General features: G+C 39.2%; 16 protein-coding genes. 4 read left to right on the top strand and 12 right to left on the bottom strand.

Annotated elements, in window-relative coordinates; genetic code table 11:
* Positions 1-315: 315 nt before the first annotated feature.
* From DJ533_RS15385 to DJ533_RS15375, 3 genes are all read right to left on the bottom strand, one after another.
* Positions 316-1,779, bottom strand: coding sequence for an amino acid permease (locus DJ533_RS15385; protein ID WP_065994448.1), 1,464 nt, complete (start codon positions 1,777-1,779; stop codon positions 316-318).
* On the bottom strand, positions 1,779-2,813 hold the full coding sequence (locus DJ533_RS15380) for a class I SAM-dependent methyltransferase (RefSeq protein ID WP_065994449.1): 1,035 nt from the start codon (positions 2,811-2,813) through the stop codon (positions 1,779-1,781). Before DJ533_RS15380 ends, DJ533_RS15385 begins: the two co-directional genes overlap by 1 nt.
* A gap of 107 nt (positions 2,814-2,920) precedes the next feature.
* Complete coding sequence (locus DJ533_RS15375) at positions 2,921-4,294, bottom strand: uracil-xanthine permease family protein (protein WP_065994450.1); 1,374 nt, start codon at positions 4,292-4,294, stop codon at positions 2,921-2,923.
* 174 nt (positions 4,295-4,468) lie between these two features.
* Here DJ533_RS15375 and typA point away from each other — a divergent pair, with 174 nt between their 5' ends.
* From typA to DJ533_RS15360, 3 genes are all read left to right on the top strand, one after another.
* Entirely contained in the window at positions 4,469-6,307 is a 1,839-nt protein-coding gene (typA, locus tag DJ533_RS15370) for a translational GTPase TypA (RefSeq protein WP_065994451.1), read from the top strand.
* A gap of 192 nt (positions 6,308-6,499) precedes the next feature.
* The gene (gene mscL, locus DJ533_RS15365) at positions 6,500-6,925 is read left to right on the top strand and encodes a large conductance mechanosensitive channel protein MscL (protein WP_065994452.1); all 426 of its coding nucleotides are present in this window, start codon (positions 6,500-6,502) and stop codon (positions 6,923-6,925) included.
* A gap of 95 nt (positions 6,926-7,020) precedes the next feature.
* Entirely contained in the window at positions 7,021-7,653 is a 633-nt protein-coding gene (locus DJ533_RS15360; protein ID WP_065994470.1) for a putative periplasmic lipoprotein, read from the top strand.
* A gap of 18 nt (positions 7,654-7,671) precedes the next feature.
* On the opposite strand, the gene DJ533_RS15355 is transcribed toward DJ533_RS15360, so the two are convergent.
* Both DJ533_RS15355 and mutM read right to left on the bottom strand, forming a co-directional pair.
* Complete coding sequence (locus DJ533_RS15355) at positions 7,672-7,956, bottom strand: peptidylprolyl isomerase (protein ID WP_065994453.1); 285 nt, start codon at positions 7,954-7,956, stop codon at positions 7,672-7,674.
* On the bottom strand, positions 7,953-8,804 hold the full coding sequence (mutM, locus tag DJ533_RS15350) for a bifunctional DNA-formamidopyrimidine glycosylase/DNA-(apurinic or apyrimidinic site) lyase (RefSeq protein ID WP_065994454.1): 852 nt from the start codon (positions 8,802-8,804) through the stop codon (positions 7,953-7,955). The genes DJ533_RS15355 and mutM overlap by 4 nt, the downstream gene beginning before the upstream one ends.
* A gap of 306 nt (positions 8,805-9,110) precedes the next feature.
* Between mutM and DJ533_RS15345 the strand changes: the two genes are divergently transcribed.
* A complete protein-coding gene (locus DJ533_RS15345) occupies positions 9,111-10,223 on the top strand; it encodes an NADH:flavin oxidoreductase/NADH oxidase (protein WP_065994455.1) in 1,113 nt (370 codons plus the stop codon).
* Between the two features lie 198 nt (positions 10,224-10,421).
* Here DJ533_RS15345 and hemJ read toward each other — a convergent pair whose 3' ends face one another.
* The 7 genes from hemJ to DJ533_RS15310 form a co-directional block, all read right to left on the bottom strand.
* Positions 10,422-10,874 (bottom strand): protoporphyrinogen oxidase HemJ, encoded by a 453-nt coding sequence (hemJ, locus tag DJ533_RS15340; RefSeq protein WP_065994456.1) that lies wholly within the window; start codon positions 10,872-10,874, stop codon positions 10,422-10,424.
* 72 nt (positions 10,875-10,946) lie between these two features.
* On the bottom strand, positions 10,947-12,179 hold the full coding sequence (locus DJ533_RS15335; protein WP_065994457.1) for a beta-ketoacyl synthase N-terminal-like domain-containing protein: 1,233 nt from the start codon (positions 12,177-12,179) through the stop codon (positions 10,947-10,949).
* Between the two features lie 262 nt (positions 12,180-12,441).
* Positions 12,442-16,269, bottom strand: a complete 3,828-nt coding sequence (locus tag DJ533_RS15330) for a DUF4132 domain-containing protein (protein WP_065994458.1) — start codon at positions 16,267-16,269, stop codon at positions 12,442-12,444.
* A gap of 209 nt (positions 16,270-16,478) precedes the next feature.
* Positions 16,479-18,647, bottom strand: a complete 2,169-nt coding sequence (locus DJ533_RS15325; RefSeq protein ID WP_065994459.1) for a hypothetical protein — start codon at positions 18,645-18,647, stop codon at positions 16,479-16,481.
* On the bottom strand, positions 18,644-19,822 hold the full coding sequence (locus tag DJ533_RS15320) for a VWA domain-containing protein (protein ID WP_065994460.1): 1,179 nt from the start codon (positions 19,820-19,822) through the stop codon (positions 18,644-18,646). The genes DJ533_RS15325 and DJ533_RS15320 overlap by 4 nt, the downstream gene beginning before the upstream one ends.
* On the bottom strand, positions 19,819-22,392 hold the full coding sequence (locus DJ533_RS15315) for a DUF5682 family protein (RefSeq protein ID WP_065994461.1): 2,574 nt from the start codon (positions 22,390-22,392) through the stop codon (positions 19,819-19,821). Before DJ533_RS15315 ends, DJ533_RS15320 begins: the two co-directional genes overlap by 4 nt.
* Positions 22,393-22,394: 2 nt before the next feature.
* Positions 22,395-23,507: an ATP-binding protein gene (locus tag DJ533_RS15310; RefSeq protein ID WP_065994462.1), complete on the bottom strand. Its 1,113-nt coding sequence runs from the start codon at positions 23,505-23,507 to the stop codon at positions 22,395-22,397.
* Positions 23,508-23,528 lie beyond the last annotated feature (21 nt).

The following is a 23,528-nucleotide window of genomic DNA, read 5'->3' as shown; positions in this document are numbered from 1 at the left end:
ATTCGGACACTTTGGTGAGCAAGTGTCCGTGAGTGACATCTTGCTGTATTAGTTTGTGTTATTTTCCAATGTCAGCATGTTGATGTCCTCCTATAAAATCTTTTTGGAAAAGATGGATCGAATTTGGCGTCATTTTAAGCAATAAAAAGCATCTGTCAAGATGAATTAATGATTTATTTTTTAATTTTTAAATAAGTTTAGAATTTAACAAATTTTAAGATATTGATTATTAATGAGTATATTGAATTTAAATATTTATTCTGCAATAAAAAAGCCCTATCGAAATAGAGCTTAACTTGTGTGGACTATCTTAGATTAGGCTTTATCTTCATCCATGGGTTTTACATCCATTTTTTCATAAGGAATGAGTTTAGTTTTGTGTTTCCATTTATAACCAAGCCAAATTGCCAAGAATAATGGAATACTGATATAGGTTGATAAAACACCCAACCAATCACCCTCAAGAACAGCTTGATAGTTTTGTCCGAGCACGACAATCGTACACAAGATAAAAGCGAACCACGGTGCGAATGGGAAGAATTTTGCAGTATACGCTAAATCTTCAAGCTTATAACCTTGGGCTAAATAACCTTTGCGGAAACGATAATGTGAAATCGCAATCCCTAACCAAACAATAAAGCCACACATCCCTGACATATTTAGCAACCAAGTAAAGACTTGATTTTCACCAATAAAAGTCGTTAAGAAGCAGAAAGCTGCAATAAACGTAGTAGCATAAAGGGCATTCATCGGCACGCCACGCATATCTAATTTGGCAAACCATTTAGGCGCACGACCTTGGCGTGCCATGTCGAATAACATACGTGTTGACGAGTACATGCCTGAGTTTCCTGCAGATAAAATTGCAGTTAAAATCACAGCATTCATCAAGCCTGCTGCGAAGGCTAAGCCTGCTTTTTCATAGAGTAGGGTAAATGGCGAAAGAGTAATATTACCATCGCCTTCAGCGGCAAGTTGTAGACTTGGATCGGTATATGCAACCAATGTTCCAATAATGAAAATACACAAGATATAGAACAGTAAAATACGCCAAAAAATCTGTTTAATAGCAATCGGAATGGTCTTTTTCGGATCTTTGGATTCCCCTGCAGCAACCCCGACCATTTCAGTACCTTGGAAAGAGAATCCAGCAATCATGGCTACACCGACCAGTGCTTGAAAACCTCCAACAAAAGGCGCTTCACCAATCGTCCAGTTTTTTGTGACAGACTGAGTGGGATCAAGCATGATTTTACCAATCATGAATAAACCAATCGCAATGAAGAAAATAATCGCAATCACTTTAACCAGCGAAAATAAAAATTCACTCTCACCAAAGCCTTTGACTGTTAAGGCATTGATACAGAAGATGATTGCAAGGAAGATTGCACTCCACCACACCCCGGGGATATCAGGAAACCAAAATTTCATGATGAATTGTACAGCAACCAATTCAAATGCAACCGTAATTGCCCAGTTGTACCAATAGTTCCAACCCAGTGCAAAACCAAAACCTTCCTCGACATATTTATTCCCATAGGTAAAAAATGCGCCTGAAGTTGGGTTGTGTGTTGCAAGCTCACCCAGACTAGTCATCAAGAAATAAATCATGACACCAATCAAGGCATAGGCAAGTAATGCACCGCCTGGACCCGCTGTTGCAATGGTTTGACCCGATGCTAGAAATAAACCTGTGCCAATCGAACCGCCTATGGCGATCATATTTAAATGTCGAGCGCCGAGCTTACGCTTGAGTTGTGGATGATCTGTTCCGCTCATCATGCTTCCTTAAGGTTTTTTTGAGTGTTGGCAAACAACACTTTAAAACCTTGTTGATCTGCTTTGGTCGTACATTGACCAAAACTTTGTTCAATAAGTAATGGGTAATTTAGAAAGCGGTTTGCCACAATCCATAATTCGCCACCTGATTTTAAATGTCGTCTTGCAGTTTTACACAGTGTTTCACTGGCATTGTAATCGGTCTGAATACCTTGATGAAATGGTGGATTACTGACGATGGCGTGCAAAAATAAGGGTGCATCCTCAATTCCCGTAACCGCTTTAATTTCAAGTTGTTCTAAAGGGAGATTATTTTTTTCAAACGTCATTTGGGTGGATGCTAAAGCAAAAGCATCAACATCTAAAGCAAAAACACGATTTTTAGGATTTATTTTGGATAAATAGGCACTGATCACACCTGCACCACAACCGAAATCAGCGATTTTTCCTGAAGTGACTTGTGATAAATATGGCAACAATACTGCTGTACCAACATCTAAGCGATTTTGGCTAAAAACACCAGGAAGGGCACAAATACTGAGTTCACCCGCTGGCGTAGCCACAGAATAATTTTGTACCCATTCTGCTAATGCTTTGACTTTAATGGTTTTGTCGGTTGTGAGTTGCCACATTTGACAATGTCGGGCACTGTCTAATTTGATGGCATTTCCAAAAGGTTGTAGTTGTTTTGCCGCACGTTCTACCCCCCCTTTTTTCTCACCGACGAGGAAGATGGTTGAGCCTATCGCAAGACGACTGACTAAATTGTGCAAAATATAATTGAGCAATTCTTTTGACTTTGGCACAAATACAATGGCTTGATCAAAATCTTGTTTGGGTACATCTGTTCCAAAATGAACCTGAGCATTTAGTTTTTGGAAATATTGAAATTCATTAAAATTCCATGTCCAAATGCTGGCTTCGATGTCATGAGCTAAATTTGAAAGTAGGTCATCCGTTGGCGCATTCACCAATAATACACGTCCAGAGAGATAGTCATGCTGTCGAATGACAACTTCACTGCTTGGCTCCATATTCACCATCCATCATAAAAAATTAAAAAGGTATGTTTTCATTCAAAAAAGAAGCACTAACAAACCAAATGCCCAGACTCGGCTGGGCATTATAAAGAAAGACTGAATTACTTTTTAGTTTCTGGTAAGACTAAATTTAAAATTAAAGCAGCAAGTCCGCCTGTTGCAACACCTGAGCTAAAAATATTACGTGGTAATTCAGGAAGATGCTCTAAGATCTGGGGAACTTGTGCAACCCCTAAACCCAGTGCTAAAGAAATCGCAATAATCAATAAAGCTCGGCGATCAAGTGTCACACCAGACAAAATGTTGATCCCTGAAGCAGCAACCGCACCAAACATGACCATGACAGCCCCCCCGAGAACCGCTTGTGGAACTGCTTGAATGACACCTGCAACTGCAGGGAATAAACCCAAAATGATCAGCATGATCGCAATCCAAATGCCGACATAACGGCTTGCAACACCAGTCAGTTGAATCACGCCATTATTTTGAGCAAAGACTGAGCTTGGAAAGGTATTGAAAATACCTGCAAGGAATGAGTTTGCACCATTCACCAATACACCACCTTTAATACGCTCCATCCACACAGGACCATCGACAGGTTGATTGGAAATTTTTGAGGTTGCTGTGACATCACCAATCGCTTCTAGAGAAGTTACAAGGTAAATAAATGCCATTGGAATAAATAAACTCCAAGAAAAACTCAAACCAAAGTGCATTGGTGTTGGAATTTGAACCAAAGGTGCATCTTTTAAACCTGAAAAATTTAAATAACCCATATAGCCTGCAAGTGCATAACCCATTACCAATGCAATTAAAATCGCTGAGCTTTTTACCCACACGATTTTAAAGCGATTCAGTAAAATAATAATGGCCAATACAGTGCACGACATAATTAAGTTATCGGCACTGGCAAAGGTTTTATTTTCCATAGCTTGATAGCCTCCCCCCATACTGATCAGACCTTCTTTGATTAAAGTCAAACCAATGAGGAGAACGACAATACCTGTGACCAATGGTGTAATCAGTTTTTTCACCCAAGGTAAAATGCGTGACACGCCCATTTCAATAAATGAACCTGCAATCACTACACCAAAAATAGATGCCATTACGGCTTCTACAGGTGTGCCCGCTGCAACCATGGCAGAACCAATTCCAATAATGGGACCAATAAAGTTAAAACTTGTACCTTGAACAATCAGTAAACCTGCACCAAAGGGACCAATTTTTTTACATTGTAAAAAGGTTGCAATGCCCGAAATCACCAAAGACATAGATAAAATCATGTTGGTATCGTGTGTAGAAACACCAAGTGCCAAACAAATGAGTAAACCTGGGGTCACAATTGGGACAATAATGGCAAGCAAATGTTGCAAGGCGGCAAAAAAAGCAATGAGTGGTTTTGGGCGATCATTTAAGCCATAAACAAGATCAATTTGACCTGCTTGTGGGGCTTTGGTGGTATTTATATCGGACATGGAGATTGGGAGAACAACGGCAAGATGCTGCTATTCTAATCTCTTTACACTCGTTTACAAAATAAAAAGCGGGCTATTGTGAAAAAAACTTGTAACTGTCCATAAACTGTCACTACTAAAAGTTAAGATTTTTCTGTATAATTTGCCCTCAAACTTTAGGCGTATCGAATTTACATGTCAGATATTAAAACTCTCCGCAATATTGCTATTATTGCTCACGTCGACCACGGGAAGACAACTTTAGTTGATAAACTTTTACAACAATCAGGTGCGCTCGGTGAACGTGCGGGCGAGATTGAACGTGTCATGGATTCTGGCGCTATTGAAAGTGAACGTGGTATTACCATTCTTGCAAAAAATACTGCAATTAAATGGTTAGACAAACGTACAGATACTGAATACCGCATTAACATCGTGGACACCCCAGGACACGCAGACTTCGGTGGTGAAGTTGAACGTGTAATGTCAATGGTTGACTGTGTACTTCTTTTGGTTGACTCTCAAGAAGGTCCAATGCCACAAACACGTTTCGTAACGCAAAAAGCGTTCGCACGTGGTTTGAAACCAATCGTGATCATTAACAAAGTAGATAAACCAAGTGCACGTCCAGATTGGGTGATCGATCAAGTATTTGATTTGTTCGACAACCTTGGCGGTACTGATGAACAATTAGACTTCCCAGTGGTATATGCTTCTGGTCTTCGTGGTGTGGCGGGTCCATCTCCAGAAGAACTTGCTGAAGATATGACACCATTGTTCCAAACAATTGTAGATATCGTTGAGCCACCAGCAGTTGATGTTGATGGTCCATTCCAAATGCAAATTTCTTCACTTGACTATAACAGCTTCGTAGGTGTTATCGGTGTTGGTCGTATCCAACGTGGTTCAGTGAAAACCAATACGCCAGTGACTGTGATCGATAAAGAAGGTAAGACACGTAATGGTCGTATCTTAAAAATCATGGGTTATCATGGTTTAGAACGTGTCGATGTTGATTCGGCGTCTGCAGGTGATATCGTATGTATTACTGGGATGGACGAGTTAAACATTTCTGACACAATTTGTGATCCGAAAAATGTTGAAGCTTTACCTGCATTGTCTGTCGATGAACCTACAGTATCAATGACATTCCAAGTCAACAACTCTCCATTTGCGGGTCGTGAAGGTAAATTTGTGACTTCACGTAACATCCGTGAGCGTTTAGATCGTGAGTTGATCCATAACGTTGCATTACGTGTTGAAGATACTGATAGTCCAGATAAATTTAAAGTGTCTGGTCGTGGTGAGCTTCATCTTTCTGTATTGATCGAAAACATGCGCCGTGAAGGTTTTGAGATGGGTGTATCTCGTCCGCAAGTGATCATGAAAGAAATCGATGGTGAAATGCAAGAGCCATACGAAAACGTAACATTTGACGTTGATGAACAACATCAAGGTCCAATCATGGAACAAATGGGGAACCGTAAAGGTGAACTCACCAATATGGAAGTTGACGGTAAAGGTCGTATCCGTATTGAAGCAACAGTTCCTTCACGTGGTTTGATTGGTTTCCGTTCTGAATTCATGACCATTACTTCAGGTACAGGGATCATGACTTCAAGTTTCTCTCACTATGGTCCAGCGAAAGCAGGTCAAGTAGCGAAACGTCAAAATGGTGTGTTGATCTCAATGGTTAATGGTACTTGTTTAGCATTTGCATTGTTCACACTCCAAGATCGTGGTCGTCTATTTGCTGAACCACAATTGGAAGTATATGAAGGGATGATCGTGGGTATGAACTCTCGTTCAGATGACATGACTGTGAATCCAACCAAAGCAAAACAGTTAACGAATATGCGTGCATCGGGTACAGATGAAGCATTAACCTTAACACCTGCAATCAAATTTACGCTTGAACAAGCTTTAGAGTTTATTGAAGATGATGAATTGGTTGAAGTAACTCCTAAATCAGTACGTATTCGTAAAAAATACTTAACTGAAAATGAGCGTAAACGTGCTGCACGTGGTATGTAATTTTTAGAAATTTCATTCTTTCGAAGCAAAGCCGCAATTTGTCAAAGTTGCGGTTTTTTTTATAAAATGTAAACAGATATTTGGGATTTTCAAAAAACCAAGTAAATTAGGTGGAATTGTATTTTAAATAACTAATGTAATAAACATCACATTAAAATACAGCCATAAAAATTCCTATGTTGGAGCGATCACATGAGTATTATTCAAGAATTTAAAGAGTTTGCTGTAAAAGGCAATATGATGGACATGGCAATCGGTGTGATCATCGGTGGTGCTTTTGGTAAAATCATTGATTCATTGGTAAAAGATATCATTATGCCATTAATCACGGTCATTACAGGTGGCGGTGTTGATTTCACACAGAAGTTTTTTGTACTGGGAGACAATCCAAACAACTTAACATCTTTAGATGAACTTACAAAAGCAGGTGTTAATGTTTTAACATATGGTAATTTTATTACAATCTTCTTAAACTTCTTGATCTTGGCTTGGGTGGTTTTCTTGTTGGTTAAATTCTTGAACCGTATCCGTAAACCTGTAGAGGCAGCACCTGCTGCAACACCAGAAGATATTGAATTGTTACGTGAAATTCGTGATGAATTGAAAAAGCGTCAATAAGTTTAGAAAAAAATTATTGAAAAATTAAACGGTACTTTCAGGTACCGTTTTTTGTGTGTACTATGCAATTGGTTATTTACGAGGGAAATGAGATCATGCGCAAACGACTCATTTTAAGCATATTTATATTGAGTTTGGTTGCATGTGCTGAACCTGGAACCAATAAAATAGAACAAGAAAAAAATCAACTGGCAAATGCTGACAATGACAGCAGCTATCAAGGACTTACTTTTAAAGACATTCCTAATCAAGATACAAGCTATGAAACGATAGAAGCTAACAATATTGATGAAAATGAAATACTGATGAATGCCTTGCAGACCGAGTTATTAAAAAATCAGTTTGAGTTATTTGAAAATGAAAGTGGTAAAACTTGGTCAGAAAATGATTGTGATCTGAATAAAGTGATCCAAGTGAAAGGCGAAGGACTACGAGTTTATAATGCTAAAAGTAAAGTGGGTATTGGTGAAAAGAAAAATTATTTCCCAGATTTTACCATGTTAGTTTTTGGATTCGATGATGAAGCACAAGCGATTCAACATTTCACCACATTAAAATCAGCAGTTTTTTCAAATCATGGTTTTTGTAATGGTAAAACACCTGAAAATATTGTTAGACATGGCAATGAGATCTTTTACTTTGCTACACGTGCAGAAATGTTTAGAGATTACATCAATGAATATGCAGACTTTATTCAAAACTATAAAAGCATAGAACAAAGTCCTTAATTTATTTTCAGTTTAATTTTAAAAGTCCATGCGGAATTTTATTTCGAGTAAATGAAAACCAAATTGGCTTTTGATTGGTCCATGTAATTCACGTTCAGCCAAACTAAAAACGGCTTTGTCGATGGGAGCAACCAAATCCCCTTTTTTCACTTCACCAAGTTCTCCACCACGTTTGGCAGAGTTACAAGTAGAATGTTGTTTTGCGATTTTAGTAAAGTCAGCACCATCCAATATTTTTTGTTTTAACTGTTGGGCTAGGTCTTTATCTTTCACCAAAATATGTCGAACAATTGCAGTTTTCATTGGGTTTTACCTGTCGAAATTTTCTTTACAGTTTTTACTTTCTTTAAAGGTTGGCATTGTGGACAAAACACACTTGCACGTTGTCCTAGTTTTATATTTTCTAAGGTTGTTTCACAATTTACGCACATTTCACCTGCACGACCATAAGCTAAAAGTGTTTGTTGAAAATAACCATTTTCCCCCATCGCATTGCTATAGTCACGTAAGGTAGAACCACCTAAATCAATCGCTTGTTTTAAAATACGTTTAATTTCAATAACGAGTTGCTGAATTTGTAATGAGCTTAAACTTGATGCTGGCTGGGCTGGATGAATGCCAAGATGAAATAAACTTTCGGTCGCATAAATATTCCCTACGCCCACCACAACATGGTTGTCCATGATTGCGACTTTAATTCCAACATTTTTACTTTTTAATTTCTCTGCTAAATATTGCGCATTAAAATCTTCACTTAAAGGCTCAGGTCCAAGCGTATCAATCAGTTTGGTTTGAGAATGCTCATCTAACCATAAAATACAACCAAATCGTCTAGGATCATGATAACGCAGTTGAATATCTTCAAAGTCAATAATCAGGTGATCATGCTTGCGTAGTTCTTCCTCTGCCTCACACAGCCGAAAACTACCAGACATACCCAAATGCCAAAGCATGCTGTCTTGTTCAAAGGTTGCCAAAATATATTTAGAACGGCGATCTAGCTGAAGTAGCGTTTGCCCGACTAATTTTGAAATATCATCAGGAATTGCCCAACGTAAACGAGATTCTCGTATATGCACAGATTTCACTTTTTGATTTAGCAAAGGAAATAGGCTGACTTTCGTCGTTTCAACTTCAGGTAATTCAGGCATAAATATTCAGACAATCAGGAGAGTGACCAAATCAATATTGTAGTCAAGTTTGGTTTTTCAAGGAAGCTTAACATCTCAGTTACCATTTTACTTTAAATGAAATGTTTGATCTGAAGAGTTGATCAAGCTTTTTATATGTTAAATATTAACTAAAAATTCAAAATATATACCTCAGTAGATAATTTATTTGATAAACCCTATATTGGTTGAGTGAGTGTAAATGATGGAAATAGGCAGTTATTTTTTAACTTATACGGGTTAAATTAAAGGGTCGCTTGCCATAGCAAATTTATAAGGGAGTTTTGCATGTCGTTATTATTTCAACCGATTCAATTTGGCACACTCAAACTGAAGAATAAAATTGTGATCGCACCTATGTGTCAATACTCAGCAAATGAACAGGGTGAAGTCAGCTATTGGCATGAACAGCAATGGGCGAATTATGCTTTGTCGGGTGCAGGCTTATGTATTGTTGAGGCAACTGCGGTACAGGCTCAAGGGCGTATTAGTTATGCAGATATAGGTTTATGGAATGACTTACAACGTGCGCAACTCAAAGCAATTTTGCAAAAAGTAAAAACTATTTCACCCATGCCTTTTGGTGTGCAATTGGCACACGCAGGGCGTAAAGCCTCTACAGATAAGCCGTGGTTAGGTAAAGGGCAGATTGCACAAGATCATGCTTTGGGATGGCAAACAGTTTCAGCCAGTGAGATTGCATTTAACCAAGGGGATATTCTACCGCATGCGCTGACCATAGATGAAATTCAACAGGTGATTGCAGACTTTGCAACAGCAGCCAAACGTGCAGTAGATGCTGGCTTTGACTTGATTGAAATCCATGCAGCACATGGTTATTTGTTGCATCAATTTATGTCACCCTTATCAAATCTACGGACTGATGAGTATGGGGGAGGTTTTGAGAATCGCATCCGTCTGAGCTTAGAAGTGTTTAGCGCAATTAAAGCAGTTGTTCCAGAGGATTATCCGATTGGGGTGCGTATTTCAGCCAGTGATTGGATGGATGAAGAGGGCGGTTGGAACATAGAGTCTAGTGTAGGAATTTCTAAAGCTTTGGAACAATTAGGCGCAGTCTATATTCATGCCTCTTCAGGTGGTTTACATGCTCAACAAAAAATTAAACTGGGTGCAAACTATCAAGTTCCTTTTGCAAATCAAATTAAAAAGCATGTGAATATTCCTGTGATTGCAGTAGGTTTAATCACTGAACCTCAACAGGCGGAAGATATTTTGCACAATCATCAAGCAGATGCGATTGGGCTGGCACGTGCAATTTTATATGATCCACGTTGGCCTTGGCATGCAGCGGCAGCTTTAGGTGAGAAAGTTGAAATTGCACCGCAATATTTACGCTGTCAACCACATGCTTTTAAAGAGCTTTTTACTCAGTTTCAGTAAGACGTTATTTTAATGTGAGTTCGATGGAATATTTTTATAATTTTATAGAGATAAGAGAAAATCATGCCAGAGTCTTATCAAATTTTGGGTGAAATTCTACTTCGAACTCAGATTATTTTAATTACTCAGAAATTAAAGGCACTGTGATAATCTTTAGAAAACCAATTCTAAAAAGAATTGGTTTAGATTTTCCATGAATTAAAATGTAGGTTTAACTACCACTAAAATCACAACAGCCAGTAAAATAACCGTTGGCATTTCATTAAAAAATCGCCAAAATTTATGCGATTTATAATGTGCATTTTCAATCAGTTTCTTACGATAATAGCCACAAACCAAGTGGTAAATGACCAATAAGCCGACTAAACCCACTTTAAGATAGAACCAAAGTGCTTCGTGATAATGACGGGTTGCATCTCCCCAATCCACCAAAAAATGGGCGGTAATCAACGTGATAATCATCGAGGGCCACATGATGCCACGATATAATTTGCGTTCCATCACTTCAAAGCGTTGATGACTTACCGCATCATCGCTCATCGCATGGTAGACATAGAGGCGTGGGAGATAAAACAATGCAGCAAACCAACAGACCACTGCAATAATATGAAATGCTTTTACCCAGAGGAAAGCGTCAGAAGGAGCATCCATCAAATTACCCTTGTATAAAGGGCAGTGCGGAAGTGGTTGACCTACTGTTGTAATAGGTCAACCAATTTCAAATTAGCCTTCCCATTTTTTGAAAATGAGGCAAGCATTAACACCGCCAAAACCGAAACTGTTACTCATTACAGTATTCAGTTTTGCGTCACGTTTTTCAAGTACGATGTCATAACCTTTTGCACCTTCATCTAATTCTGTCACATTAATGTTTGGTGCAATAAAGTCATTTTGCATCATGAGAATAGAATAAATCGCTTCTTGTACACCTGCAGCACCTAAGCTATGACCTGTCATTGACTTGGTTGAGCTAAGGGGTGGCACTAGACCTTCACCAAATGCACGCTCCATCGCTTTAAGTTCAGTTACGTCACCTGCTGGTGTCGATGTACCATGCGTATTAACATAGTCAACTTTGTCTACGCCATGCTGTTTTGCTTCATCTAGTGCCATCAAGATACAACGTGTTGCACCTTCACCTGATGGTGCAACCATATCCGCACCGTCAGAATTGGCAGCATATGCCACAACTTCTGCAAGGATGTTAGCACCACGTGCTTGCGCATGTTCAAGGGACTCAAGTACCACAAAACCACCACCACCTGCGATCACGAAACCATCACGATCCGCAGAGTATGGACGTGAAGCAGTTTCAGGTGTGTCGTTGTATTTAGAACAAAGCGCCCCCATTGCATCGAACAATAAACTTTGTGACCAATGATCTTCTTCACCACCACCTGCAAGCATTAAATCTTGTTTACCAAGTTGAATCAGGTTGTATGCATAACCGATTGCATCCGCAGAAGTTGCACAAGCACTGGTAATCGAGTGTGCTACACCTTGTAATTTAAATGCTACACCGACATTTGCCGTGATGGTGTTTGACATGTTACGTGGCACAAAAAAAGGACCGATTTTACGTGCGCCTTTTTCTTCAAGCAGCTTAACCATTTCAGCCACAGAAGCAGTTGAGTTTCCGCCTGAACCGCCTGCGATACCGTAACGAGGATTGCCGCCTAGTTGTTCTGGGGTTAAACCCGCATGTTCAACCGCAGCCACCGCAGCATTGTAGGCATACATGGCACATACACCCATGAAACGTTTTAGTTTACGGTCAATCCCATCAAAATCTTGTTCAGCAGCAGCACTGACATGGCTTTTAAAATTGAGTTCTTCATAAGTCGGATTATGACGTGTGCCTGAAATTCCATTTTGTAAAGAATGGGTCACATCTGCTAAGGTGTTTCCGATACATGAGTTGATTCCCATACCCGTAATCACAACACGACGATTCATACAAAGTCCTTTATTTTAAAATAAGCAATACAATGGGCTCATTTAAGCGTTTTTAGATTTCTATCGCAATGGCGAAAGATATAGATTCTGTATAGATTGACTTTATCTACACAAAGCTTGGGCGTTTAGGTCAATACTTGGCTATAAGTTAGTTCTACACGATTTTAAAGGAAATGTGAAAAATAAAATATTTGCAAAATAAGACAAAACTGCCCAATTTTACCTGAAAAAAATGAGCAGTTTTTTGTGAGTATTTACATGCTTACCAAGGGGTCTTTTTTTGCCACTCGGGATCAAAACCATTACATGCATCGGCTACTTTTAAATAGTCTGCATAGCTTTCAGCCAATAAAATTGGCGGAACTTCACTGAGAAGTAGGCTGTGTGAGTTCCAAGAGCGACTGCCTAATTTATTAAATTCCAACTCATACAGGACTGCGGGGATATTTTCCTCAGGGACATAACTGCTACTAAAAACGATTTGTACGTCTATGCCAAGTTGTTTAAAGGACTTGGTATAACGGTCAAATGAGCCAGCGTCTTCAATACTTGAACGTTGATAGCCAAGTTTGTTAACCACACCCCGTAATGTAAAGGTATCGGTAATCCAGCCTTTACGATCTTCGATTTGAGTCGCTTTTAAATCCGCCATTTCAGGTAAATGATGGCTCATTTGCTCAAATAAAAACTTCACTTTGTAGTCTTTAAAATGATCTAGCCATGCCTGTGCATTTTCTTTGCCAACAATCACGGCATGTGCAATTTGAATGTAACTGTTGTTTTGAATTTCAATCTCATCATCATCAAGGTTGAGTAAACAACCATCATCACTTGGACGAAAAGCGATTTTTTCACCTGATTCAGTTACCTCAATCCACACCAAACGTTGAATCAAACGGCGTACAATCGGATGCGCATGTAAATATTCAAACCATTCAGCTTGTTTCCATTGGCGTTCGCTGCACATTGCTTCATATAAGCGTTGTGTTTGTAAATCAATCACTTGTTTAAGTTCTTTTTTACTGCTGCTGAACAGCGCTTTGGCTTCTTTAATTAAGCTTTCATCATCATTCTGACGTGCCGCAGGTAAGGCTTTTACGACTTTACCTTCTTCATTTTTGAGAACAAATTTATCTTTATCATCCACAATCGCAGTAAATAAACGTGAACCATACTCTAAGTTTAAAATGCCATTTTCATCTAAACCTGCGGTAGGAATGGTACGATCTGCGAGTTCATCACTGGTCCATTGGTTACGCTCAGCAATTTCAGCAACTAGTTCAGTTGCTAAGTTTTGCACAGATGTGGTGCGATAGCGACGTGATAGTGACAATAACAGTTGAATAATAAGAGGGTCATTGCTGATCGACAACGCAGAAATCATGGCTTCAATTTGTGAACGGCGTTGATAATGCTGTTTCATATAGTCTTGCAAAGTTTTTACTGCAAAACTGCCTTGTGCAGGATAAGTCAATGCCAACATGCCTTTACTTTTAATCGCTGAACCTAAGTAAATTGCCAATTGCTGACGTTTAATTTCTTCAATGACCTCCTCAAGCGTAATCGTTGCATAATGCCCATAATATTCAGGATATTTATGTCCATAATTTTTATAGCTATCACGATAACCTTGGAGGCGTTGAGGCGCTTCTTTAGTAGCAACCTCCATCGCTTGGTCTAAAGTTGGCGAAAGTGTATCTTGTTGAATAAACGTGTGTAATAGATGATTGGCGAGTTTTTGTTGGCTTTTCTCATCAAGTAAATCCAAATAACGTTGGAAAAGCGCATTGGCTTTCGGGTCTTTCAATTTTTCAGCAAGTACTACCCACCAATGGATAATTTCAGCTTTTACAGTCGTACCATTTTTCCACTGTACTTCAGGCAAAGTTTTGGCATCAAACCATGCAAAACTACTGGAGAGTTTGGCTTTTAGACCTTGTTCAGCTTCTGCCATTAAAACTTTTTCAGACAGATAAGGACTGATGTCTTGCCCAAGTTTTTCTAATGCAGTTAATAACGCTGCACGAACAATTTCTTTTTTCTCTTTTTTAAGCAAATCATTTAAAGGTTTGATGGCATCTGGATGTTGCAAACGTGCAAGCCATTCAATCGCTGTGATACGAATCTCTTGTTTACCAGAGCTCAATGCTTCAATGGCACGTAGATGAATATCTGGTAAAGTTTGTAAGGCTTGCTGTGCATCGAAACGTAAGCGTTTATTTTCCCCTAATGCATATTCAAGCAAACGGGGAATATATTGCTGTGGAATGCTTGGGAAATATTCTAAAATCTTAATCGCTTTGATCTCTTCAAATTGATAATAGCTATTTTCCTCCAAAGACGGACTTAAGCCCAATGCTTCAGAAATAAATTCAGGATGTTCCGCAAAGAACGGCCAAATTTGTTCAGGTTCGGTGATGTAATCATCCAAATCATTCCAATAAGACATCAGCATGCCTTGTGCAATCTGACGTTCAGTATTGCCATAACCTGTTTCTTTGAGTGCCTGATTAATTTGGCGTAGATCTAAGGTGCTATATTGGGTGGGCGGTAAGTCCTCAAAAATTGAACTCCAATGCGCACTTTGATCGTGACGGCGACTGGCATGAATGCGTAAGGCATGATGCAATGAATATTCAGGAAAACTTTGTAGCCTTTTTTGATGGTTAATGATTTGAATATCAGACTCAAAGGATTTACGTGGTGACTGACCATTAAGTTGTTCTAATAAATGATCAATGTTTCCCATTTTTAAGTTTTTTAGGCGTTTCAGGTTTTTTTGTGCCCAATCTGAGCGGTAGCTATTGGTTTTATTGTCCTCAATTTCAGCAGCAGCGGACTGTTCCGCTTTTTCTAAAATTTTCTGATAATTTTCATGCATGACTTCAATAAAGTGAGGAGGAATATCTTGTGCAATCAAAGGAGTAAAGGCAGGAATTTCAATACTTGTATCATTGACACAATCGTTCACTGCTTTTAAGCGTTGCACCGCCATTAAAATGATTTGCTGAACTGATTTTTGTTTTTCATTTTTAAGTGCTTGTTCAAGAACAGTGAAGTTATGTTCACCTAAACGTGCTAAAAGCTCTGCAGCAAAACCGCGCTCTTTACTTGAACCATTGACTAAATATTCTTGTAAATAACGCTGACTATCTTCAGCATTCAGTTGACTCAATAAACTAACAGCCAGATCACGAATAGTTTTAGAGCGCCCAATGGTCAGTTTTACGATCAACTCAGGCAGTTGTTTTAAAAGCTCAGGTTTACGTTTTAAATAATCTAAAAATACGGTTTGACCATCGACACTGAGATTTGGAATCTCCTTTTTTAAAATATCAAGATGCTGTTCGATATAAGCATCAGTATCAGACAATTCAAAAATCAAATCCATACGGTCTGTATAATAACTACTACAACCTACACGTTCAAAAATAAATAACGGTAAGTATTGCACCAATGTCGCTTCATCTGCTGCCAAAAGTTGCTCTAACTTGGCTAATGTCCACTGCTGTTTAATGTGTTTTTTGGCATCAATTTCACTAAAACCATGGCGTTGCTGCAACGTTACTAAAGCATCAACCACGATATACGTGAACCATTTTGGTATCGGTGCATAGAGTTCTTTATAATTTTTCAGTTGGGTAATGCTTTCGTACACTTTACCTAAACGGATGATCTGCTCATGATTTAAAGTGGTAAATAAATGATCATTGAGCTGTTTACGGGCTTTGATAGATTGATTTTTTAATTTTTCTTGCGCTTTGCTGAGTTGCGTTTGTGACCAATACCATTCATAAGTACCAGGATGACCAATCAAATCGCTGGCTTTTTCATCAGACAGTTGGTTGAGTTTTAATAGAATTTGCGGTTCTTCTGCCTCTACAATATAAGCGATAATGCTTTTCATCAGATTTTCATCGACCTCATTGAGTACTTTGAAAACCTCATAGAGGGGTTTGATGGTTTCGACCATTTTTTGATTATATTCTTGAATATCTGTATGTTGCGATTGTTCTGGATTGCTATTGTTTTGTTTATTGTCTTTATCAGTAAATAAAGATTCGATTTTAGATATAAAATTACTGAGCATTATAAACTTTCCTGTTATGAAAAAAGATCTACGTGTTATTCAGCAGCGTTGATTAAAAAAGTATGTTTCTATCTTAGAAAAATAAAACAAAAATAAAAGCGTGATTTTGTTGTTGTGCGACATAACTTGACTTGCTAAGGCAATTTTATTGCACGCTTGTTTCGCTGATATTCATGCTTTTATTTTGCTTTATCCCATTTTTATCGATTCTAAATTGAATTTTCTATTGGTAAGCGATAAGACAGACGTTGTATTTGTAAAAATAAATGTCGCCATTTCAGTAAAGTGGCTGCCAAATTTTCACTCGCGACTCCTGTTTGAATACTACGTTGCAACATGTCCAAGCCCAAATCTTCATACAACTGTGCTGCGTGTTGCAATTTCTGTTTGTCATCAGGATCAAGCACAGCACGCCCCGTATTGGCATAAAACTCAAGCACAGATTGGGTTTGCTGTGTGGCGATGTCCAAAGCAGAATAGTGCTGTTGGCTTTGCCACTGCTTTTTCTGTTGCAGTAATTTTTCAATCCGACCTGTGATCAATTCACCCAAACTGCTTTTTTTATAGGGTGGATGATGATAATCCAAACTGAAAATTTCCAAACCTTGCTTTTTTTGTATCATCACACTGCATGGAATCAATTGAATATTTTGCTGTGATGTATCCAAACGCACGAGGGTTGCCACGATTTTTTCATTTTGTTGAATGAGGGTTGTGAGGTGCTTAATACGAACTTGATATTCGATTTCAATCGGCAAAGTCAGTTTTAAACTTTGCCCAGCATCATCCTGAATACGACATTCAAAACATTGTTGTTGCTCGTTCAGTTCAGGTGCAAAAATCTGTTGATGACGCAGTAACACATAACGATATGGATTGATTTCCAAACTTGAGGTCGGTTGCACATATTGATACAGATCTGCCCAACGACTGATGCCGATATTGAGCTGCTGAAAATCATCCATATTCAGCGCTTTAAAGGCAGCAAGTTGACTAAATCGAGTTTCTGCGCTTGCACTGAGATTGACTTTGGAGCTTGCTTTGGAAATATTCAGTTGAATTTGATGACTGAGCAAATAATCCAAAGATGTGCCCCAAATGCCCGTTTGCGCCACATTATGTTTATCAAATGTACTGTCTAAGCGATTGGCTCGGGCTTGCGTCACTTCACGGCTATGTTGTTGTTCTACATCCCAAAAGGTTACGGTTAAACCTTGTGCACCACTGTCAGTTTGCCACCATTCACAGCCCAAAGGAATCAAACGTTCAGTGCTGTTTTCCTGATAATCACGTTGCACGACACCTTTTAGACGAGTGAAATTTTCCGCTTGGTTTTGGCTATTTTGTAAAGCAAATAAATAAGCATTCAGATAGGCGAGTTGTGAGAAAATTTGCTGTTCATCAATCTGAATATCATCTTCCAAAAACTGTCGCATCATGCCATACAGTTGTCTTAACTGCGTTGCAAGACGAGGTAAATTTTGTGCACGTGCCTGCATATTTAAAATGTGCAATGACAACACCGATTCTTTGGCCAAATGTGATAAACCTTGCTGAATAAAATGTTGGCAAAGTTGTTGTAACTCTTGAATAAATTCAAAATCTTCAGGGTTTAAAATGTGCTGATGTTCTTGGCTGAGTTGTTGCTGTAAATCTTCCGCCCATTGCCATTGTTCAGGCGCATTTAAGTGAAATAAATAGGCAATACAGGCAAGATGCACCGCATTTTTCTTATTGTCTGCAAGGTCTGACAGAATCCCATCAAAACCTGTCGGTGGAAAAAATAAAATGGCATTGTCACTGAATGTGGTTTTAAAACTGATTTTTTCAGGGGCGATGTCGATTTGACAATGCTCAGCGTTTTGACAAAAACTCTGCCAAATTTCAAAAGCCAAACGGGTTTGTGCTTTGCCTGCTTTTTTAAATAATGCACTGTCTTTCAGCGTTAAGGCGGTATTTAAAGCTGTATGTGTTGCAATATTTGCAGTTGAGCTGTGTTGGATATTGTCTACAGTGGCATCAATATTTTCCGTAGCGCTTTTATTATCATTTTGATTGCCATTTTTATGGCTTGGTTCGGCGGATGTTTCAGTGCTTTGTATGGTATTTGCAGTTAGATTTTGATTTTGCTGTAACCAAAAAATACTGATGAGAATGTGTTTACAGCAGCTTTGCGCAGGGCAATTACATTGTGCTTCAGTAATGCCTTGCTCAGGTAAAACAACCTCAAATTCTTCCACTTTGAACTGTAAAGGTGCAGTATTTCCCTGAACGAGTTGCACATCTTCAAGCGACTTTTTAGCACGACGAATCAAGCCTGCATTGCTGTGTAATGCCAAACTGTCTTCATCATAATGCAGATAAATTTGCCCAATCATTGCATCACCTCCGCAAACCAAGTGGCTAAATGATCAGGTGTCATTGCTGCGATTTGCATACCACGTTGTTGTAATTTTTGCGCCATATTACTGTCATACACAGGATTGGCTTGGCTGTCCAATGCGGCAAGCCCAAGCAATTTACAACCTTGTTCATTCAGTTGGGCGGTGGTATTTAACAAATGCTGCACCGATGCACCTTCTTCAAAATCACTGATCAAAATCAAAATACTGCGATTTGGTTGGGTAATTTTTTTGGCACAATATTCCATCGCTTTGCCAATATTGGTTCCGCCACCAAGTTGTACCGTGAGCAAGACCTCGACAGGATCATGCGCCAAATGACTGAGATCGACAATTTGCGTATCAAACAGCACCAAGCTGATTTTCACCGCAGGCAATGCCGCCAAAATACTTGCACAAATCGCGGCATACATCACCGAATCAAGCATTGAACCACTCTGATCCACACACAGTACAATTTCCCAAGACAAATGCTTTTGCACTCGTGCATTAAAAATTGGATTTTGAATAATCAGCTTTTTATGCTCAGCTTGATAATTTTTCAGATTGTTTTGAATGGTACGTTTCCAATCAAAATTTTGCGCTTGTTTGATATGCGTACGACGAAAACGGTTACGCCGACCTTGTAGGGACTGCAAAAACTGTGTGCGAATTTTTTGTAATAATTCCTCAACCACCTGACGAATCACATCCCGCACCGCTTCTTTGGCTTCGGCACTCAAACGCCCACGCATACTGAGCAGTGCTTTGGCAGTGGCAGGATTGGGTTCTAATTCACGAATACTTTGCGGGTCTTTCAGTAAGTCTTTCAACTGATAACGTTCAAGCGCATGCTTTTGCATCCGCTCAAAAGTGGATTTGGGAAATAATTTTCGACTTTGATTGAGCCAATTGATTGCAGTCAGTTGTGAACCCTCAAGCCCACCATGTCGGTTTGAACCTTGCTGAACCCCTCGGCGTTTATATTCATTTTGATATAAATAGTCGAGATTGCGTTCCAATTTAAGTTGTTCGCCTGATAAATTGGCTGCGGATAAACTTTGATCCGAATAACGTCCTAAAATCAGTCGCCAACGCCGCGCTGCATCTAAGCTGTCCAAAGCGGTTTCTTGTTGATCTAAATCGGATGGCGCAGTGTTGTTTTGTGTCATTTTTCAACTCCTGTGATCCAATCTTGCAGTTGATCATGCTGTAAAAGTTGTTGTAATTGTTGATTTAAATGTGCTGCATTCAGCATGTCGTGTTCATTGATATGACTATGGACTTGATCTAAAACCACATCTTCGGCAAGTCCTGCCATACGGGCAACATTTTGCGAAACGGATGAATTTTGCTTTGGACTGAGTTGACTGAAAATGTAACGCAGATCAGGCAAAATCTGTAAAAACGTATCTTCTCGCCAATGTTTGACCAAATCATATAAGGCATTGATCGCAATCGGGGATTGCACAAAAATCTCAGGCGCAATGGCAAACATACCTTGAATATATTGTACGGCTTCATCGGCATCACAGCCGATGGCAAAGGCAGTTTTTAAATATTGCTGTAATTGCGCTTGATCAATGCGATGATCAAGAAACATCAACGTATCCAAAGCACCTTTTAATTTACTGAGATGGTATTGATCAAACTGTTGACGTTCCACATGCTGATAAAACAATGCCAAGAGTGAGTCATTGTCTTGTTGTGATTTGAGCTTAGAAACAGACAAAATCAGATCATGCAAAGTCTTAAAACTTTTCAGATTTTCTTCGATTTTATCTTCATGCGTGTCATACAGTTGGTCGAGTAAAAAACAGGCTTGCTTCACTGCCTGAACCAAACTTTGCTGTAAAATATGTTCAGGCAATTGCAATAATTGGCGACCACTCCACAGATAATACAATTGCTGTGCTGCAGCAACGACAGAGTGTAGGCTTTGATCGGTTTGTAAATAATCATCCAATTGTTTTTGCAAAATATTCAGTTGTTCTTTTAAGCCCAAACGACAGGCTAAAGTCAGTAATTTTGCAGTTTCAAATGCCGAATGCCCAAGTCCATTTTCCTGATTATGTTGCTGTAAAGCGAGAATTTTTCCTAAGGCAATTTGCTGTAACTGATCACCCAATTCTGCAAGTTCGATCAAACGCGCTTCAACCGAGGGCGACCATGTATAACGCCATTCTTCAAACAGCAAATCTAGACCTGCGCCATGAGTAAAATCAGGACCTGACAGACGCTGTGCAAAACCACAATCGACAAATTCAAGTAAATTCAGAAATTGACTGATGTCTTGATGTAATGGTTTACGGTAAATATCAAGTTTTCGGTTGCGTGGAATGGTATCACTGACATTGAAACGATATTTTTCAATTTGTTTAAAAATATTTTGTAATAGCGCAGGGCTGTGCTGATGTGCAGCAACTTTACCAAGCTGTTGCCCACTTAAATAACTGTAAATTTCCTGAAATAACAGGTGTTGTCCATCATCCAATTCACCTTTGACCAAGGCACTTTGCAAGGCATCCAACAGGTCATAACGACTTGGGCGATAATGTCCCCGTAAATGTGCCAATTGAAATGCCAATTCTGCGGTATTTTTCAGGGCAATATAGGCTGTAACATCCAACACTTGTTTCTCATCCAAATGATGACAAATTTCGGTCAGATATTTTAGAAATTGTTGTTGAATCAAATGTTCATCAACATGTGTTTGTGACTTTTCCTGCTCATCTGCTTGATTTAAGTCTTGCCAAAACTGTTGATAAAATGCAGGCGATGGCATACCCGAAGCATAACCATTTAACGCATCCAAACGGTCAAAACTATAACGAATTAACCATGCACTTTCCTGCCATTTTTCCTTTTTATTGACTTGAATGGGGTAGCGTTTTACTGTGTCTTTTTGCGCTAAATTTTCAATCAAAGCCAAGGTATGAAAACCACCCGTGACCACTAAAATTTTATGTTTAGGGTTTAAACAGGCTTGGATTTTTTGCCACATGCAGTCTTCACGATGCAAGGAGGCTTCCTGTAACAGAACATCTTGTTCATAGTCTAAACGTGCCAAAGAGCACCATGTAAACACATCATCGAAAAATTTTTCAGCTTGTTTGAGCTTGGAAATGCTTTGTAATTCAAATAAATGATCCCAAAGTTCATCATGATTGCGACAATGCAGCTGCTGTGCAAGATTTTGAATATATTGACTGTGCGCTAAATAACGCTCAGAAATCAGATTTTTTTGTGACCAATCTAAGGATGCATTTTCCAATTTAAACGCACTTTGTTCTTGCCAAGACAGATCAATAAATTCGATCTTGGCATGTTGAGTAGTACCTTGTTTTAATGCTACCCATTCAGGTGAATATTCACAGAAAGGATAATAAGCCGAAAAGAGCGCAGGCGTTTGATCTTCTTGCGGTTCTTCATCCTCATCCGATTTTTTGTTTTGCGAAGATGCTTGAGCTGCTTTGTGTCGCTGTGCTTGTGCAAAAATCGCAATCGGTGGCTGCGTATCCGCATCCAACAAAGCTTCAAGTAAAAATTGAAAACTATGCGGTGCTTCGATCAAAATATGCGTGGGTTGGAGTGCCTGAATATACTGTTGCAAGGCATAGGCACAGGCAGGACTATGATGACGAACAGGTGCAAAATAAACCTGTTGTGCGGCAAGGCTTTGCTTGGCTTGAAATGCCTGTTGCAGTCGTTCAGGCAGTGCTGCTGCATGAAATTCTGCCATGATTAAAACTCACGGCTCGCATCAAAAAAGGCTTTCCAATCTTTGTCTTTACGGGCACGCTCTTTGACCACACTGTCCAAATAATAACGCAGACGTTTGGCATCTTCAGGATTGTCTTTAAACACTACACCGATCAATTGCTGTGCGATATGCTCAGCTTGCAGCACACCATTGCCCAAATAAATCGCTTGTAAACTTGCAGCATGGGCAATATTCACCGCTTCCGCAGTCGACATGACTGCATCAGGAGTTTTTAAATTTGCACCTTGTAGACTTTGACCTGTACGCAATTCATTGAAAATGGTGACAAGCAATTCAATCACTTGCGGTGGTACGGTCAGTTCTGAAAATAAATCACCGACTTGCTGTTTTAGTTGTAACTGTACCAATTCCGCTTCAAAGTCACGGTTTTGAATCGGTTTTACGGTTTCAAAATTAAAGCGACGTTTCAATGCAGCAGACATTTCATGCACACCACGATCACGCAAGTTGGCAGTAGCAATCAAGTTAAAACCATGCTGCGCTGAAACACTAAAATCCTGTCCCATTTCAGGAATCATCATTTGTTTTTCTGACAATAACGACACTAATACATCCTGAATCTCAGGTGGACAACGGGTAATTTCCTCAAAACGTGCCAATTTGCCTTGTTGCATTGCAAAATAAATCGGGGAGGGAATCAAGGACTTATCCGTAGGACCTTCCGATAAAAGCAACGCATAATTCCATGAATATTTAATGTGATCTTCGGTTGTTCCTGCTGTCCCTTGCACTGTGAGTTGCGAGTTGCCACTGATTGCTGCACTAAACAGTTCAGATAACATGGATTTTGCAGTACCGGGTTGACCGACAAGCATCAAGCCTTGATTGCCCATTAAGGTGACTAAAGCACGATCGACCAAGGCATCATCGCCATAAAATTTTTTTTGAATATTGAGCTGTGGATTACCTAAAATAAAATCCCGTACCGCATAGGCAGACAGTTGCCAACCTTGCGGTTTACGCTTTTGATCATGTTCTTTTAGACGTTGTAATTCATCATGATATTTTTGCTCAGCACTAAGTTTTAAAATGTGCTGTGTTGGTATTGCATCGTGTTGTGAATTGTTATGCATATTATTCAATAATCTTTTGAA

This window comes from Acinetobacter defluvii (genome assembly GCF_001704615.3).
In the GTDB taxonomy this organism is placed as follows: Bacteria; Pseudomonadota; Gammaproteobacteria; order Pseudomonadales; family Moraxellaceae; genus Acinetobacter; species Acinetobacter defluvii.
This window is presented reverse-complemented; position numbering and strand designations above follow the sequence as displayed.